General features: G+C 70.3%; 16 protein-coding genes. 8 read left to right on the forward strand and 8 right to left on the reverse strand.

Annotation, left to right across the window (positions count from 1 at the left end; all coding sequences use genetic code 11):
* The first annotated feature begins 35 nt into the window (after window positions 1-35).
* Window positions 36-1,034: an aldo/keto reductase gene (locus ACPL7H_RS17310; RefSeq protein WP_424798031.1), complete on the forward strand. Its 999-nt coding sequence runs from the start codon at window positions 36-38 to the stop codon at window positions 1,032-1,034.
* A 58-nt stretch (window positions 1,035-1,092) separates the two neighbouring features.
* Here ACPL7H_RS17310 and ACPL7H_RS17315 read toward each other — a convergent pair whose 3' ends face one another.
* The 4 genes from ACPL7H_RS17315 to trxA all read right to left on the reverse strand — a co-directional run bounded on the left by ACPL7H_RS17315 (window position 1,093) and on the right by trxA (window position 3,497).
* A complete protein-coding gene (locus ACPL7H_RS17315) occupies window positions 1,093-1,650 on the reverse strand; it encodes a hemerythrin domain-containing protein (protein ID WP_424798032.1) in 558 nt (185 codons plus the stop codon).
* 203 nt (window positions 1,651-1,853) lie between these two features.
* Entirely contained in the window at window positions 1,854-2,504 is a 651-nt protein-coding gene (locus ACPL7H_RS17320) for a hypothetical protein (protein WP_424798033.1), read from the reverse strand.
* 185 nt (window positions 2,505-2,689) lie between these two features.
* On the reverse strand, window positions 2,690-3,082 hold the full coding sequence (locus tag ACPL7H_RS17325) for a DUF302 domain-containing protein (RefSeq protein ID WP_424798034.1): 393 nt from the start codon (window positions 3,080-3,082) through the stop codon (window positions 2,690-2,692).
* 46 nt (window positions 3,083-3,128) lie between these two features.
* Window positions 3,129-3,497, reverse strand: coding sequence for a thioredoxin (gene trxA / locus ACPL7H_RS17330; RefSeq protein ID WP_424789056.1), 369 nt, complete (start codon window positions 3,495-3,497; stop codon window positions 3,129-3,131).
* Window positions 3,498-3,713: 216 nt separating this feature from the next.
* Between trxA and ACPL7H_RS17335 the strand changes: the two genes are divergently transcribed.
* Window positions 3,714-5,423 carry a formate--tetrahydrofolate ligase gene (locus ACPL7H_RS17335; RefSeq protein WP_424789055.1) on the forward strand — a complete coding sequence of 570 codons (1,710 nt, stop codon included), beginning with the start codon at window positions 3,714-3,716 and terminating at the stop codon, window positions 5,421-5,423.
* A gap of 138 nt (window positions 5,424-5,561) precedes the next feature.
* On the opposite strand, the gene arsM is transcribed toward ACPL7H_RS17335, so the two are convergent.
* On the reverse strand, window positions 5,562-6,374 hold the full coding sequence (gene arsM, locus ACPL7H_RS17340) for an arsenite methyltransferase (RefSeq protein ID WP_424789054.1): 813 nt from the start codon (window positions 6,372-6,374) through the stop codon (window positions 5,562-5,564).
* Between the two features lie 84 nt (window positions 6,375-6,458).
* Here arsM and ACPL7H_RS17345 point away from each other — a divergent pair, with 84 nt between their 5' ends.
* Window positions 6,459-6,842 (forward strand): ArsR/SmtB family transcription factor, encoded by a 384-nt coding sequence (locus ACPL7H_RS17345; protein ID WP_424789053.1) that lies wholly within the window; start codon window positions 6,459-6,461, stop codon window positions 6,840-6,842.
* A 163-nt stretch (window positions 6,843-7,005) separates the two neighbouring features.
* Window positions 7,006-7,284 carry a metal-sensitive transcriptional regulator gene (locus tag ACPL7H_RS17350; RefSeq protein WP_424789052.1) on the forward strand — a complete coding sequence of 93 codons (279 nt, stop codon included), beginning with the start codon at window positions 7,006-7,008 and terminating at the stop codon, window positions 7,282-7,284.
* A gap of 134 nt (window positions 7,285-7,418) precedes the next feature.
* Here ACPL7H_RS17350 and ACPL7H_RS17355 read toward each other — a convergent pair whose 3' ends face one another.
* Both ACPL7H_RS17355 and ACPL7H_RS17360 read right to left on the reverse strand, forming a co-directional pair.
* A complete protein-coding gene (locus ACPL7H_RS17355) occupies window positions 7,419-8,219 on the reverse strand; it encodes an SDR family NAD(P)-dependent oxidoreductase (protein ID WP_424789051.1) in 801 nt (266 codons plus the stop codon).
* A 101-nt stretch (window positions 8,220-8,320) separates the two neighbouring features.
* Complete coding sequence (locus ACPL7H_RS17360) at window positions 8,321-9,133, reverse strand: type 1 glutamine amidotransferase (RefSeq protein ID WP_424798035.1); 813 nt, start codon at window positions 9,131-9,133, stop codon at window positions 8,321-8,323.
* A 155-nt stretch (window positions 9,134-9,288) separates the two neighbouring features.
* Here ACPL7H_RS17360 and ACPL7H_RS17365 point away from each other — a divergent pair, with 155 nt between their 5' ends.
* From ACPL7H_RS17365 to ACPL7H_RS17380, 4 genes are all read left to right on the forward strand, one after another.
* Complete coding sequence (locus tag ACPL7H_RS17365) at window positions 9,289-11,409, forward strand: TPM domain-containing protein (RefSeq protein WP_424798036.1); 2,121 nt, start codon at window positions 9,289-9,291, stop codon at window positions 11,407-11,409.
* A gap of 145 nt (window positions 11,410-11,554) precedes the next feature.
* Window positions 11,555-12,379 (forward strand): PspA/IM30 family protein, encoded by an 825-nt coding sequence (locus ACPL7H_RS17370; protein WP_424798037.1) that lies wholly within the window; start codon window positions 11,555-11,557, stop codon window positions 12,377-12,379.
* A 184-nt stretch (window positions 12,380-12,563) separates the two neighbouring features.
* Window positions 12,564-13,136, forward strand: a complete 573-nt coding sequence (locus ACPL7H_RS17375) for an NYN domain-containing protein (protein ID WP_424798038.1) — start codon at window positions 12,564-12,566, stop codon at window positions 13,134-13,136.
* A gap of 222 nt (window positions 13,137-13,358) precedes the next feature.
* Window positions 13,359-14,138, forward strand: coding sequence for an SDR family NAD(P)-dependent oxidoreductase (locus tag ACPL7H_RS17380; protein ID WP_424798039.1), 780 nt, complete (start codon window positions 13,359-13,361; stop codon window positions 14,136-14,138).
* Window positions 14,139-14,258: 120 nt separating this feature from the next.
* Here the strand turns inward: ACPL7H_RS17380 and ACPL7H_RS17385 are convergent.
* A partial coding sequence (locus ACPL7H_RS17385) for an ISL3 family transposase (RefSeq protein WP_424798040.1) occupies window positions 14,259-14,789 on the reverse strand: 531 nt, incomplete at its 5' end.

Genomic DNA, 14,789 nt, shown 5'->3' on the forward strand with positions numbered 1-14,789 from the left:
GCCCACTGACCCATTCACCAGCAAGGAAGACAGCCATGCGAACGGACAACCCTCAGATCGGCCGCCGCACCACCCGGAGCGGCCTGTCCCTGACCGAACTAGGAGTGGGCGGGGCACAGTTCGGCAACCTCTACCGCGAGATGCCCGAGGGCGAGGTGGAGCGGATCGTCGACGCCGCCTGGGAGTCCGGCGTCCGGCTCTTCGACACTGCTCCCCATTACGGCATGGGCCTGTCCGAGCGCCGGCTCGGCAGAGCGCTGGCGCAGTACCCGCGCGATGAGTACGTGCTGTCGACGAAGGTCGGGCGGCTCATCCGGCCGAACCCCGGCGGCACCGGGACGAACGAGCAGTTCCACGGGGTGCCCAACACCACCAAACGGGTGTGGAACTTCTCCGCGGCGGGGGTGCGACGCTCGATCGAGGAGAGCCTGGAGCGGCTCGGCCTGGACCGGATCGACATCGCCTACATCCACGACCCCGACGACCACTGGGACGAGGCGATCAACGGCGCCGTGCCCGCCCTCCAGGAACTGCGCACCCAGGGCGTGATCAGCAGTTTCGGGGCAGGGATGAACCAGTCGGCGATGGTCGCCCGGTTCATCCGCGAAGGCGACGCCGACCTGGTGATGCTCGCGGGCCGCTACACCCTGCTCGAGCAGGGCGCCCTGGCCGACGTCCTCCCGGCTGCCGAGGAAACCGGGGCGAGCGTGGTGATCGCCGGCGTCTACAACTCCGGACTGCTCGCCCGGCAGCGCCCGGCGGCGGACGCGCCCTACAACTACGAAGCGGCACCTGCCGAACTGATCACGCGGACCAACCGGATCGCCGATGTCTGTGAACGGCACGGACTCACCCTCCCCGAGGTTGCCGTGGCATTCGTGCTGCTGAAGCCCCAGGTGGCATCGGTGGTCGTCGGCAGCTCCAACGCGGAGCAGTTCCAGCAGGCCCTGCAGCGCTATCAGACCCGAGTCCCGGCAGCGCTCTGGGAGGACCTGGTGGCCGAGGGACTGCTGGCACGGGAGGCCTTGCCGTAAGTCCGCTCAGAGGGCCGGAGGGCGGAGCCGCTTCCTGGAGTTAGGGTGCCACCCGGGATCAGGCCGACACCTTGGTCGGGGACGTCCCCTCCGGTGCGCTCGGGATCGAGGGCATCGCCGGGTCCTGGTTGACCCGCCGTCCCCGCGCTCCGGTTGGCTCGAGTCGGGCAGCCACACTCTTGCGTAGCGCGGCCAGCTCCGCAGCCGGAACACCGGCTCGCCACATGGGAAAGTCCTCATCCTCCTGATCGTGCGCGTGATCGCGGAAGAGTTGCTGCAGGTGGCCGACCCACTCGAAGAACTCCGGATCGCCGACGTCGAGAGTCGCCATCCGATCCATCGCAACGACGATGCTGCGCTCCCGCTCGTCCCGATCGACCCATGCGCCATCCGGTCGTTCCCGCGCACCCTCGGGCAGCTGCCTCTCGATCACCGCGTACACGTCTGCCTCGATCGCCGAGTGCCGCTTCACCTCGGCGATCACGGCCGCAGCGAGGTCTCGGCGCCTGGCGGTGCCCACGGGCCCTTCGACCTGCCTCAACAGATAACGTATCCGGCCGTGGTCAGCGACCAGAACGTCCACCACATCCCGGCTGTCACCACTGACTTCGCTCATCAAACTCCCCCGTCCGCTCGCATGGGTATACAGCGTAAACTTGACCCGCCGAGTCGGCACCTCAGACGTGGGCACCCCGCAACGTCCGGACCGCAACACCGACCTGCGCACCCTTGCCACCGTGCGCAACGTGCGGTCGGCCGGGTGAGGCCTGCGTCCGATTGCCGAGGACGCCGGGTCGCTACGCTTTCGCCCGCGTCGTCTCACGCGAAGACGAAGTAGAACGCCATGTGCAAGGCCAGCAGCAGGTGCAACGTGCCCAGGCGGGCGCGCAGCAACGCGAAGAGCGCGCCCATCGCCAGCATCGCCAGGGCGGCCAGCGGGTTGGCCGGGCCGAACGTATCGGGCAGCAACAGCGCGTGACCGAGCCAGAACATCACGGCCACCATCGTGATGGTCCCCCAGGTGGGCACGCGCTCAGCGAGGTAACTCTGCAGCAGGCCGAAGGTGAGGTAGTCCTGCCAGAACACCGACACACTCATCCACACCATGTACACCCCCACGGGCGCGGGCATGCCGTAGTGCAACGGCAGCGCCATCGCCAGCACTGCCGGAAGCGCGTACAGCCACATCAGCCGTGAGCGCGCGAACAGCACCCGGTTGTAGCGCCGGTGCAGAAGGGCGAGCACGGCCACGATCACTAGCGCGAGCGCGCTCTCCACGAGCACCGCCACATCCGGATCGTCCGAAACCCAACTGCCCACGCCGTTGCTGAGCAGCCCGGGGGTGAGGGACCACAGCGCGAACCACACCACACAGGCCGCGACCGGCACCCACCAGGGCGGCCGGTCACCGGAGGCGGTTCCGGGCGTCTGCGCGACGGTGCTGCTCTGCGCTCGCGCCGCGGGGTCCACCCGCCCACTGTAGGGCTCGGCGGGGACTCGGGTCCGCCGTCGCTCCAACCGCGGCAGCCGGCGTCGGGTGTCGGCGGTGGTTACGCTCCGGGTGAGGCGGTGCGCGCACCACGATCCGGCCGCGCCCAGCAAGCACGGGGGAAGGACCGACGACGACGGGGGAATCGTCGTCGTCGGTCCATCTCCTACTGCGCCTGCAGGGACTGCAGCGCCGCGCGCAGGCGGGTGGAGGCCTCATCGGCGACGCCGGTGAGTTCCTCGTTGCCGGTCACGCCGACCATCACCTGGGGATCGAGGGCCTCGACGATGGTGCCGCCATCGCCGGAGCGCACCACCACGTTGCAGGGCAGCAACAGCCCGATGGACTCCTCGGCCTGCACCGCACGGTAGGCCAGCGGCGGGTTACAGGCGCCCAGGATCACGTGCGGGGCGATCTGCACGTCGAGCTTCTTCTTCAGGGTTGCGGCCATGTCGATCTCGGTGAGAACGCCGAAGCCCTGCTCGGCCAGCGCCTCGATCACCTTGGGCATCGCGGCGTCGAAGTCGTCGGGGAGGGTGATGCTGATTCCGTAGTCCATGTGAGGACCTCTCTGGTCGGGTACCGCGATGTGGTTGCGTGGGTGTTCAGGCGCTCGCCTGCTGGTCGGCCATCTGGGCGCGGACCTCATCCATGTCCAGGTCCTTGACGGCGGTGATGACCTGCTCCAGCGCCTTGGCCGGCAGCGCACCGGGCTGGGAGAACACGCCGATCCCGTCGCGAAAGGCCATCAGCGTCGGGATCGAGGTGATGTTGGCCGCGGCGGCCAGCGCCTGCTCGGCCTCGGTGTCGACCTTTCCGAAGACCACGTCGGGGTGCTGGGTAGCAGCCTTGTCATAGATCGGCGCGAAACTGCGGCACGGGCCGCACCAGGCGGCCCAGAAGTCCACGAGCACGATGTCGTTGTCGGCGATGGTGGATCCGAAGGTGGACGCGGTCAGGTCGATGGTGGCCATTGGGCTCTCCTCAGGGGGCTGCGTGGTTGATGCCTGCGTCGAGTATACCCCCCAGGGTATCTTGTGGCAATCGCCTGCCGGAATCCGCCGCAATCAGCCTCGGTGCGGGTGAGGATTGGGGTGCCGGGCCCGCCACCTCCGGGCGCCGGCCACCGGACCGATCGGCTCCGGCCCGGGACTCACGCGTACCGCCGCGATCGATTCGAGGGAGAACGGATGACCCTGACCACCCCGCCCAGCAGCCTGCAGATCGCCCAGGGCGCGTCCCTACGGCCCATCCCCGAGATCGCCGACCGGATGGGCCTCGATCCCGACCTGCTCGAGCCCTACGGCCGTGACGTGGCCAAGATCGACCTGGATGCGATCACCGCGCTGGCCGACCGGCCCAAGGCCAAGTACGTCGTGGTCAGCGCCATCACACCCACTCCCCTGGGTGAGGGCAAGACGACGACGGCGGTGGGCCTGGGGCAGGGGCTGAACCTGACCGGGCGGCGGGCCACGATCGCGGTGCGCCAGCCCTCGATGGGCCCGACTCTGGGCATCAAGGGCGGCGGTGCCGGCGGCGGGTACAGCCAGGTGGTGCCGATGGAGCGGTTGAACCTGCACCTGACCGGGGACATGCACGCCGTCACCGCGGCGCACAACCAGCTCGCCGCGATGGTGGACAACCACCTGTTCCACGGCAATGAACTGGACATCGACCCCGATGCGATCACCTGGCCACGGGTGATGGACATCAACGACCGGTCGCTACGCAACATCGTGGTCGGCCTGGGCCCGCGACTCGACGGCGTGCTGCGCCAGAGCGGGTTCGACATCACCGCCGCCTCGGAGGTGATGGCCACCCTGGCGATGGCCACGTCACTGCGCGACCTGCGCGAGCGGCTGGGCCGCATCGTGATCGGCTACACCCGCCAGACGAAGGAACCGGTCACCGCCGAGCAGCTCCGCGGCGCCGGCGCGATGACCGTGCTGCTCCGGGAGGCGCTGAAACCGAATCTGTTGCAGACCCTGGAAGGCACCCCCGCGCTGGTGCACACCGGCCCGTTCGGCAACATCGCCACCGGCAACTCCTCGGTGGTGGCGGACCTGATCGGCATCCGCACCGGGGACTTCCTCATCACCGAGGCGGGGTTCGGTGCGGACATGGGCGCCGAACGGTTCTTCAACATCAAGAGCCGCGTCTCCGGGCTGGTGCCCGACGTGGGTGTGGTGGTCACGACGGTACGGGCGATGAAACTGCACTCCGGGCGGCACAAGGTGGTGGCCGGGCGGGCACTGCCGGAGCAGATGCTCGCGGAGAGTCCCGACGACGTCTACGCCGGTGCGGACAACCTGCGCCGCCAGATCGAGAACATCCGCCTGCACGGGACCACCCCGGTGGTGGCAATCAACGCCTTCGGCTCCGACTACCCCTCCGAGCACGAGGCGATCGGGCAGATCGCGGCCGAACTGGGCGTGCGATGCGCCGTCTCGGAGCACTTCACCCACGGCGGCTCCGGCGCGGCCGAACTCGCCGAGGCAGTGGCCGAGGCGGCGCAGGAGCCCAGCGACTTCTCCTTCCTGTACCCCGAGGAGATGCGGCTTCGGGACAAGATCGCTGCGATCGCCACCAAGGTCTACGGTGCCGACGGCGTCGAGTATGCCCCGGCCGCGGCGCGCGCCCTGGAGGCCTACGAGGGGTACGGGTGGTCCAACCTGCCGATCTGCATCGCCAAGACCCACCTGTCGCTGTCCTCCGACCCCACGCTGCGCGGGGCACCGACCGGGTGGACGCTGCCGGTGCGGGAGGTGCGCGCCTCGGTGGGTGCGGGGTTCATCTACGCCATCGCCGGGCAGATGCGCACCATGCCGGGCCTGGGTTCGGACCCGGCGGCGGCGCACATCGACATCGACGAGGACGGGAACACCGTCGGGCTGTTCTGAGCGCGAGCTGTTCTGAGCAGGAGTCTCAGGCGGTTCAGGACCGCCACCAACGCGCCGAGCGCCGTGGCGGGTAACGCGACGCCGGGCTGGGTCAGACCCGCACTTGCTCCGGGCGGGTGGCACCCGGGCAGGGCTCGCTCAGGCCCGCACTTGCTCCTGGCGCACCTGGCCCTGGTTCGGTTTGCTCGCCCTGATGATCGCGGCGTGCATGCCGGGGGCTACCTCGTGGGTGAACTCCACCTGGGCGTCGACGAAGCCCGCTTGCTCCAGACCATCGAGGTACTCGGCCCTGGACAGCGCCCCGGCGATGCAGCCGGTGTGGGACCCGCGCTCCGCCCGCTGCTGCGGCGAGAGGTGATCCTCGGCGACGACGTCGGAGATCCCGACCCGCCCTCCGGCGGCGAGCACACGGAACATCTCGGCAATCACGGCCTGCTTGTCGGTGGAGAGGTTGACGACGCAGTTGGAGATCACCACATCGACGGCGCCCGCCGGCAACGGCACCTCCTCGATCGTGCCGTGCAGGAACCCCACGTTCGCGGCTCCGGCCTCGGCGGCGTTCGCCCGCGCCAGGTCGAGCATCTCCTCGGTCATATCCACCCCGTAGGCGAACCCGCTGGGACCGACACGCCGGGCCGAGAGCAACACGTCGATGCCACCCCCCGAGCCCAGATCCAGCACTCGTTCCCCCTCGCGCAGGTCCGCGACCGCGGTGGGGTCGCCGCAACCCAGGCTCGCCTCGAGCGCCTGAACGGGCAGGTCCGCCGATGCGGCGGTGTCATAGAGACCGGCACCGAAGATCGGTCGTTGCGTCGGTTCGCCGCAACAGGATCCGGAGTCCGTCCGGCCGTCGTCGAGCAGGTCGCTGTTCGGTATGCCGGCGCCGACCTGGCCGGCGGCGCGTGCGTAACGGCGCCGGACCTGCTCACGCAGTTCGGTGTTCTCACTCATGGTCCCGTCCCGGGTCGCAGGTACAGACGCATCGATACTTATCGATTGATCGACAACTGTCAATACGTCTGGGAGAATTGTTCCATGACGATCTCTGCGCCCACGACCCCCGAGGACCTGGCCGCCTGCTGCACGCCCGTGACCGGTGGCGTCCTGGCGGAGGAGCCCGCCCGCCGCCTGGCGCGGATGTTCAAGGCGCTGAGCGACCCGACCCGGGTTCGGCTGCTGTCGATCATCGCCGCCCAGCCGGGCAGGGAGGCGTGCGTGTGCGACCTCACCGAGCCGGTCGGACTGTCCCAGCCGACGGTCTCGCACCACATGCGGCAACTGGTCGAAGCCGGCCTGGTGAGTCGTGAGCAGCGCGGCCGGTGGGCTTTTTACGCCGTCGAAGCCGACACGCTCGCGGTGCTGAGCCGGGCGCTCGAGCCCGGACCCGCGGAACCGTCGGCGCCGCCCGCCGGTTGCTGATCGCCACCCACACGCGCCCCACCGCTCTGGGCCTCAGCCCTGAACTGAGCACTCAACTTCACTATATACCCTACGGGGTATCGCGGTATGCTGTCCGGAGAGCGTGTGCACTCCCCCACCCGCACACACCGGAACCGTACCGTCGATAGAGAGCGGAATCCCGATGAGAAGTGCAGACCCCGAAACCCAACGCCGGATCCTCAACCGCCTCAAGCGCGCCCGCGGACAACTCGACGCAGTGATCAACGCCGTCGAGGACGGCGGGTCCTGCCGGAACGTCGTGACCCAACTGTCCGCGGTCTCCACCGCACTGGACCGGGCCGGATTCGCCATCGTCTCCAGCGCGATGCAGTTCTGCCTCACCGAACCCGGGGAGGCCGCCGAGGTGGAGGACGGGCTGACGATCGAGGAACTGGAGAAACTCTTCCTCACCCTCAGCTGAGTCCGTTCGTGCCGGACCGGCGGCCGTTCACCCGGTCCGGTGATCCCCGGGGTCGATCCCGGTGATGCCCGGGCACCGGGCCTGTCCGATGATCCCGGGGCCGGCCCGGTCTCCGGGGTTCCCCGGGCGCCGAGTCAGCCGACCAGGTCCTTCATCCGGCTCGCCACCATCTCGGTGGCCCGCTTGGGCGCGATCCGTGAGAGCGCATCGAGCATCTTGGTGTCGCGCCCGATGAGCACCCGGTAGGAGCCCTTCTCGATACCGTCCACGATCAGCCGGGCAGCCTCCGCCGGTGAGGTCATGTTCGCCGCCGCCTTGGAACTCTCCGCATCCCGGCCGGGGATGGCGGCGTCGGAGTGCTGGGCGATGTCGGTGTTGGTGGCACCGGGATAGGCCATCGTGACGGCCACGTTCGTGCCCTGCATCTCGGCGTACAGGCCCTCGGTGAACAACTGCACGGCGGCCTTGGACGCCCCGTACGCGCTCTGCCCGGGCACCGGCACCAACCCGCCCATGCTGCCCACGTTCACCACCGCGGCATGTGGGCGCGCCATCAGGTGCGGCAGGAACGCCTTGGTCATCCGCACGGTGCCCCAGAAGTTCACCTCCAGCACCTTGGCCATCTCGGCGACGTCGAGGTCGGCGATCGGCACGAACCGCTGGATGATGCCCGCCACGTTCACCACGCCGTCGACCGTCCCGTGGAGGGCGAGCACCTGCTCGGGCAACGCCTCGACGGCACTTGCATCGGTGATGTCCAGCGCGTGGGTGGACAGCCGGTCGGTGCCGGCGCTCTCGGCAGCCGCGGCCAGGGCCTGCTCGCTCAGGTCGACGGCGGCCACGTTCGCCCCGCGCTCCAACAGCGCCTGGACCACCGCACGGCCGATCCCGTTGGCCCCTCCGGTGACGACGAACGTCTTGCCCGGGATCTCCATGACTACCCCTCCTGCTGCTCGAGTGCCGGGGGTTCGCACCGCCCGGCCGGCCCGTGGCCGCAGGATGAGACTAGGGCCGGTCCCGGCCCGTGGCGAAGGTCTTAGGTCCCGAGCGGCTCGAGCGTGCCGACCTGCTTGCCCACCTGCGGGCCCGTCTGCGCGCCCACCTGCGCGGCCGTCTGCTCGCGCACCTGCGCGGCGACCTGCGCGGCGAAGGCGCGCGAGAGCAGGTCGGCGACCTCGGTGATCTCCTGGGCCGAGGCATCCCATTGCGCCCGGACCTCATCGGCGATGCGCTCGGCGTCCTCCAGGCCGTGCCGGCGGATCCAGGAGGCCAGCATGGTCCCGGACACCTCCGGGTGGAACTGCACGCCCAGGGCCGAGCCGATCCGGAAGGCCTGGAAGGGGTACTGCCGGGAGGCGGCCAGCCAGCAGGCACCCTCGGGCAACTCGGTGATGGCGTCCATGTGCAGCGACGGCACCTGCACGGTCGCGCCCTTGGCTGCCACCAGCGGGCCGAGCACCACATCGCGCTCGGCGTCGGGACGCAGACGCACCTCGATCACTCCGATCTCCGCGCCTGCCGGTGCCGCGACGTGCACCTGACCGCCGCGGGCCACGGCGAGGAGCTGGGCGCCCAAGCAGACCGCGAGCGTGGGCACGTCACGGTCGACGGCGGCGGACAGCAGGTCGCGAAGTTGCGGCAGGTAGGGCTTGGCCTCGTCGTCGTAGGCGTTGGCGGCCCCACCCAGCACGATCAGCGCGTGCACGTCCTCCACCGCGGGCAGCGCGTCACCGCGATAGGGGTGCACCACCTCGAGCTGCGCTCCGTCCAGGCCGGGCGCAAGCAAGTCCAGGCCGACGTCGTCGGCGTTCTGGATCACGTGGATGCGGGGTTGCGTCGTCTCAGTCACAAGCGCAACTTACCCCAGCGGGTGCCGGAGCGGGCAATCGATGGTACGAGGGACCTGCCGTGGATGGCCGATGGGCCCGGGTTTCGAGGCGGTGGGCCGCTGTTGCGCGGCAACCACATTGCATCCCCGCGCGCCAACAGGAAGGATCGGGAACTGTGGCCCGCCTCTCGCGTATCGCACGTGCCCTCCTCGCCGGTGTGCTGCTGGCTGCCTGGTTCAGCGTGGCCGGACCGGCCCTGGCGCCGGCACACGCGCAGGACCCGCTCTCCCTGGATGAGCAACTCACCGACCTGACGAGCGATCAGGTGCTGGACTCGGGGCGAGCCGAGGCCCAGGACGCCATCGACGAACTGCGCGAGGAGACCGGGTACCTGCTGTTCGTGGTGTTCGTGGACACCTTCGGCGGGACCAACTACGACGACTGGGTGGATGAGACCGCGAACCTGTCCAACCTGGGCGACCGGGACCTCCTGCTCGCGGTGGCGGTGCAGGACTCGGCCTACGGGGTCTCCATCTCCGACACCTCGGGCCTGTCCGCGGCCACGATGGACCGGGCCGAGACGCGCATCCGCTCGGAACTGGGCGCCGAGAACTGGTCCGGCGCGGTGGTCGCCGGGGCGCAGGCCTACGCCGACGGCGGCGGCGGGGGTGACGGGGCCGGGGGTGATGGCGCCGCTGGCGGAGGCGGCGGCGGGGGCCTGACGATCTTCCTGGTGGGTCTGGCCGTGATCGTGGCGCTCGCCCTGATCGTGGTGTACCGGCGCTCCACCGGCAACGCCGCCCGCTCCGCCCGCTCCGCCGGCCCCGCCGGCAGCCGACACGTGGGTGCCGGCCGACCAGCATCCCCGCCGGACCCCTACGAGGGTGTCAGCACCGAGGAACTGCGCACCCGGGTGGGCTCGGCCCTGGTGGCCCTGGACGACGACGTGCGCACCTCCGAGCAGGAGCTGCGGTTCGCCCAGGCCCAGTTCGGGCTGGAATCGACCGGGCGCTTCCGGGAGGTGCTGGAGCAGGCCCGCAGCACCCTGCAGGAAGCCTTCACCCTGCAACGGCAGGCAGAGAACGACGACGTCTCCGCCCCCGAGCAGCGCGCCCTGCTGATCCGCGTGCTGGGTCTGTGCGAGCGCGGTGAGGACCTGCTGGAGGAGCAGGCGGAGGCGTTCGCGCAGCTGCGCCGGCTGGAGCAGAACGTGCCCGAGGTGCTCTCCGAACTGCACCAGCGGGCCGGGGAGATCGAGGCACGCATCCCCGCGGCCCGGGCCGCGCTGACCACCCTGGAGGTGACGTATCCGCCGGCCACGCTGGCCACCATCGCCCGGGCCCCGGACCAGGCCGAGCAATTGATCGAGGCGGCGCGAACCTCGGTGGCCGAGGGCCGGGCCCGCGTCGAGGCCGACGACCGCGGGAACGCGGTGGCCTTCGCCCGCACCGCTGAGGGCGCGCTGGGGCAGGCCGCCGACCTATTGAACTCGGTGGGCAGCGCCGGAGCGGACCTGGAGTCGGCGAACGAGGACCTGGCCGAGGCGATCGCCTCGATCAGCGCCGACGTGGCCGACGCCGACCGCCTCGCTCCGAACGACTCCGCGGTGGCGCCCCTGCGCGACCGGGCCACCGAGGCGATCAGGGTGGCCGAGGCGGCCCGCTCCGGCGGGGACCCGATCGCCGCGCTGCGTCAGATCGCCAGCGCGGAGGCGGCCCTGGACGCCGCGCTGGAGGGACACCGCAACAGCGCCGAGGTGATCCAGCGGGTGCAGACCTCGTTGCGGCGACAGATCGCGGCGGCGTCGGAGAAACTGCGTTCGGCCGATATCTACATCGAGTCCAACCGAGGGGCGATCGGCGCCCAGCCCCGCGCCCTCGTCGCCGAGGCCGAACGGCTGCTCGACGAGGCCCGCGGCCTGGCCGACAGTGACCCCAAGCAGGCGCTCGGCCTGGCCACGCGGGCGCTGGAGCTGGCCGACCGTGCCAATGAGCAGGCGTTGGCCGCGGTGACCACGTGGCGCCGCGACTACTCCAGCAGCGACCACAACCCCTGGGGCCAGCACGGGCGCTCCGGTGGGATCGATGCCGGGTCGCTGATCCTGGGCGGGATCCTCGGGCAGGTACTCACCGGCGGGCGCGGGCGCTCCCGCGGCGGCTGGGGATCGGGCGGCGGATTCGGTGGCTCCTCGCGCGGGGCCGGCGGACGCAGTACGTTCGGAGGAGGCTTCGGGGGCCGCTCCATGGGGGGCGGGGGCTTCGGCGGCGGACGCATGGGAGGTGGTGGCCGGTTCTAGAGTCCGCACTGGAAGCCCGCGCAGACCGAGCCCGACGAGAGCACACTGACAGTTCAGCCGGACCGGACGGACAGCCCGGCAGCGCAGCCAAGACCGCACCGAGAGTTCAGACCCGCAGTTCAGACCCGCTAGGAAAGGACCACCCGTGGCCGAGAAGCAGAGCATTCTGGGGCGGATCGCCCAACTGACCCGAGCCAACATCAACTCCATCCTGGACCGCGCCGAGGACCCGGAGAAGATGCTGGATCAGTTGATCCGCGACTACACCAACAACATCGCCGAGGCCGAGCAAGCCATCGCCCAGACCATCGGCAACCTGCGCTTCGCCGAACAGGACTACAACTCCGACGTCGCCGCGGTGCGCGAGTGGGGGGACAAGGCCCAGGCGGCGGCGAACCGGGCGAACCAGGCCCGCAGCAACGGTGACGAGGCCGCCGCCGAGCGGTTCGACAACCTGGCCCGGCTGGCCCTGCAGAAGCAGATCGGTTTCGAGAACGAGGTCAAGTCCGCCGAGCCGTTGCTGGCCTCCCAGAACGACGTGGTCGAGCGGCTCAAGAGTGGCCTGGCGATCATGAAGGAGAAACTGGTCGACCTGCGTACCCGCCGGGACAACCTGGTGGCGCGGCAGAAGTCGGCGGATGCTCAGCAACAGGTGCAGAGCGCGGTGCAGTCGTTGAACGTGATGGACCCGTCCAGCGAACTGGGCAGGTTCGAGGAGCAGGTCCGCCGCCAGGAGGCAGAGGTGATGGGCCAGCAGGAACTGCAGTCCTCCAGCCTGGATGCCCAGTTCGCAGAGTTGGAGACCTCCACCGAGGCACTGGAGGTCGAGGCCCGGTTCGAGGCACTGCGCTCCGGTTCCCTGAACGCCGGCGCCGGCGCGGACCCGGGCCGGATCGACTCCGGCAAGCACGCCGCCGACCCGAACGCCACCCAGCAGGACGGGAGTCAGGCCCCGGGTCAACAGCACTGAGGGACCGACCAGTCGCGGGGGGTCCCGGGACGACGGCGAGCGCCGGTGACGCAGCGGCGAACCGGACCGTAGCCGGGCTGCCAGGAGCCGCTCCGGACCATGTCCAGGGCGGCTCCTTCGCTGCCCGGGCGCGGCGGATCGCCCGGCGACCCCCGTCGCCGTCGGCCCCGAGTAGGGTGCAGCCATGGTCCAGACTGAATCCGACGACACCCGCCGCACCTACCTGCTGGTGGACGGGGAGAATATCGACGCCACGCTCGGGATGAGCGTGCTGGGCCACCGCCCCAACCCCGATCAGCGGCCCAGGTGGGACCGGATCACCGAATTCGCCCAGCGCACCTGGAGCCAGCCGGTGACGGCGCTGTTCTTCCTCAACGCGACGTCGGGGCAGTTGCCGATGTCGTTCATCCAGGCGTTGCTGGCCATGGGTTACCAGCCGATCCCGCTGTCCGGCAGCCCGGATGAGTCGGTGGTGGACATCGGCATCCAGCGCACCCTGGAGGCCCTGGGCCCGCGCATCGGCGATGTGATGCTGGCCAGCCACGACGGCGACTTCGTACCTCAGGTGCAGCGACTCGCTACTGACGGGCGGCGCCTGGCGGTGCTGGGGTTCCGGGAGTTCATCAGCGCCCGGCTCGCCGAGATCCCCGGGGTGACGGTCTACGACCTGGAGGACCACATCAAGGCCTTCACCGAGCCGCTGCCGCGGGTGCGGGTGATCCCGTTGGAGTCCTTCGACCCCACGCGCTACCTCTGAGCCACCGCGCTCCGCCGCCTCTCCGCGCGCGCCGCGCATCTCACGCACTCCGTGCCCCCACGCGCCCCGCGCATTCCACGCACTCCGTGCGCCCCGCGCGCCCTGCGCCAGGCCACGTCGCGCCGCGCCGGGCCGCGCACCTCGCGCCGCGCCGGGCAATAGCCGCTGAGAGGCCGGCTCATCCGCATAGGTGCGGCCGTGGCGCACCGATAACCTGGCGCCATGGATCTCTCGGAAGGCACCAGCGCACTGATCACCGGGGGCGGCTCGGGTCTGGGGGCGGCGACGGCGCGCCGGCTTGTTGAGCGCGGCGTCGCGGTCCTGCTGGCCGACCTGCCCGACTCCCCCGCCGCCGACCTGGCTGAGGAACTGACCGCCGCCGGCAGGCGGGCACGGGCCCAGCCCACCGATGTACGGGACGTGGAGCAGGTCCACGCTGCCGTACAGGCGGCCGGGGACCTGGGCGATCTGCGCGTGCTGGTCTGCTGCGCCGGGGTGGCCACGCCCGGGCGGATCCTCGGCAAGCGCGGGCCGCTGGACCTGGAGACCGCCCACCGGGTGGTGCAGATCAATCTGCTCGGCACGATGAACGCGATCGCCGCTGCGGCGCCGGTGATGTCCGGACTGAACCCGGTCGGCGACGACGGCGAGCGCGGCGTGATCGTCATGACCGCCTCGGTCGCGGCCCAGGACGGCCAGATCGGCCAGCTCGCCTACGCCGCCTCCAAGGCCGGGGTCGCCGGGATGACGCTGCCGGCCGCGCGGGACCTGGCCAGCCACGGCGTGCGCGTCATGACCATCGCGCCCGGGGTGTTCAACACCGCGATGATGGCCGGAATGGCCGATGAGGTGCGCGAGAGCCTCGAGGCACTGGTGCCGCACCCCTCGCGGCTGGGGCACCCGCACGAGTACGCCGACCTGGTCGCGCACATCGTGGCCAACCCGATGCTCAACGGTGAGGTGATCCGGCTCGACGGCGCACTGCGGATGCCGCCTCGGTAACCGCGCCGCCCGCAGTCGGGACGGCGCAGCCAGCCCGCAGTCGGGTCGGCGGAGTGAGACGCAACCACAGTCAGCGCACCAGAGCGAAGCGAATCCGCGGTCAAACCGGCTCTTCCGGTTTTAGAGTGCATTGATCCGGGTCGCCAGTTGGCCGGAGTGCAGTAGGCAGCGCAGGACGTAGTGGTCGAAGTTGCGGAACCCTAGGGCGATGCCGCGTAGGGCTTCGAGGCGTCCGTTGATCGCTTCGACGGGGCCGTTGGAGGCTCCGCCACGGTCGAAGAACGCCAGGATCTGGTCTCGTTTGCGCCAGAGCGTGCGGCCGAGTTGAGCGAGTTCCTCCAGCCCCTCGGGTAGCCCGCGCCGGAGCCTGGTGATGAGGGCCTGCATGCGCTTCTTGCCGGCGGCCGGATCTGGGTGTTGGTAGGCGCTGATGATGTCCTGGTAGATGTGCCAGGAGACCTCCAAGGCCGCGTGGTCCTCGTGTTCGGCGAACAGCCGCTGCAGTCGGGCGATCTGCTCATCGGTCAGTAGCGACTGCCGGGTCAGCAGTGTTCGCCGGCCGCGGTAGAGCAGGTTCTCCTTGCGGCCCCGGTGGCCGTGGATCTGCTGCTGCAGGCGCTGACGACAGACGGTGAGTTTCTCCCCAGCCAG

The organism is Pseudactinotalea sp. Z1732 (genome assembly GCF_049724975.1).
In the GTDB taxonomy this organism is placed as follows: Bacteria; Actinomycetota; Actinomycetes; order Actinomycetales; family Beutenbergiaceae; genus CALKWS01.

Coding starts and splice junctions, on each gene's coding strand:
- ACPL7H_RS17315 (WP_424798032.1), bottom strand. CDS start 1,650: ATGAGCGAAGTCAGTGGTGACAGCCGGGATGTGGTGGACGTTCTGGTC.
- arsM (WP_424789054.1), bottom strand. CDS start 6,374: ATGAGTGAGAACACCGAACTGCGTGAGCAGGTCCGGCGCCGTTACGCA.
- ACPL7H_RS17325 (WP_424798034.1), bottom strand. CDS start 3,082: ATGGACTACGGAATCAGCATCACCCTCCCCGACGACTTCGACGCCGCG.
- ACPL7H_RS17310 (WP_424798031.1), top strand. CDS start 36: ATGCGAACGGACAACCCTCAGATCGGCCGCCGCACCACCCGGAGCGGC.
- ACPL7H_RS17355 (WP_424789051.1), bottom strand. CDS start 8,219: ATGGAGATCCCGGGCAAGACGTTCGTCGTCACCGGAGGGGCCAACGGG.
- ACPL7H_RS17380 (WP_424798039.1), top strand. CDS start 13,359: ATGGATCTCTCGGAAGGCACCAGCGCACTGATCACCGGGGGCGGCTCG.
- ACPL7H_RS17345 (WP_424789053.1), top strand. CDS start 6,459: ATGACGATCTCTGCGCCCACGACCCCCGAGGACCTGGCCGCCTGCTGC.
- ACPL7H_RS17335 (WP_424789055.1), top strand. CDS start 3,714: ATGACCCTGACCACCCCGCCCAGCAGCCTGCAGATCGCCCAGGGCGCG.
- ACPL7H_RS17375 (WP_424798038.1), top strand. CDS start 12,564: ATGGTCCAGACTGAATCCGACGACACCCGCCGCACCTACCTGCTGGTG.
- trxA (WP_424789056.1), bottom strand. CDS start 3,497: ATGGCCACCATCGACCTGACCGCGTCCACCTTCGGATCCACCATCGCC.
- ACPL7H_RS17350 (WP_424789052.1), top strand. CDS start 7,006: ATGAGAAGTGCAGACCCCGAAACCCAACGCCGGATCCTCAACCGCCTC.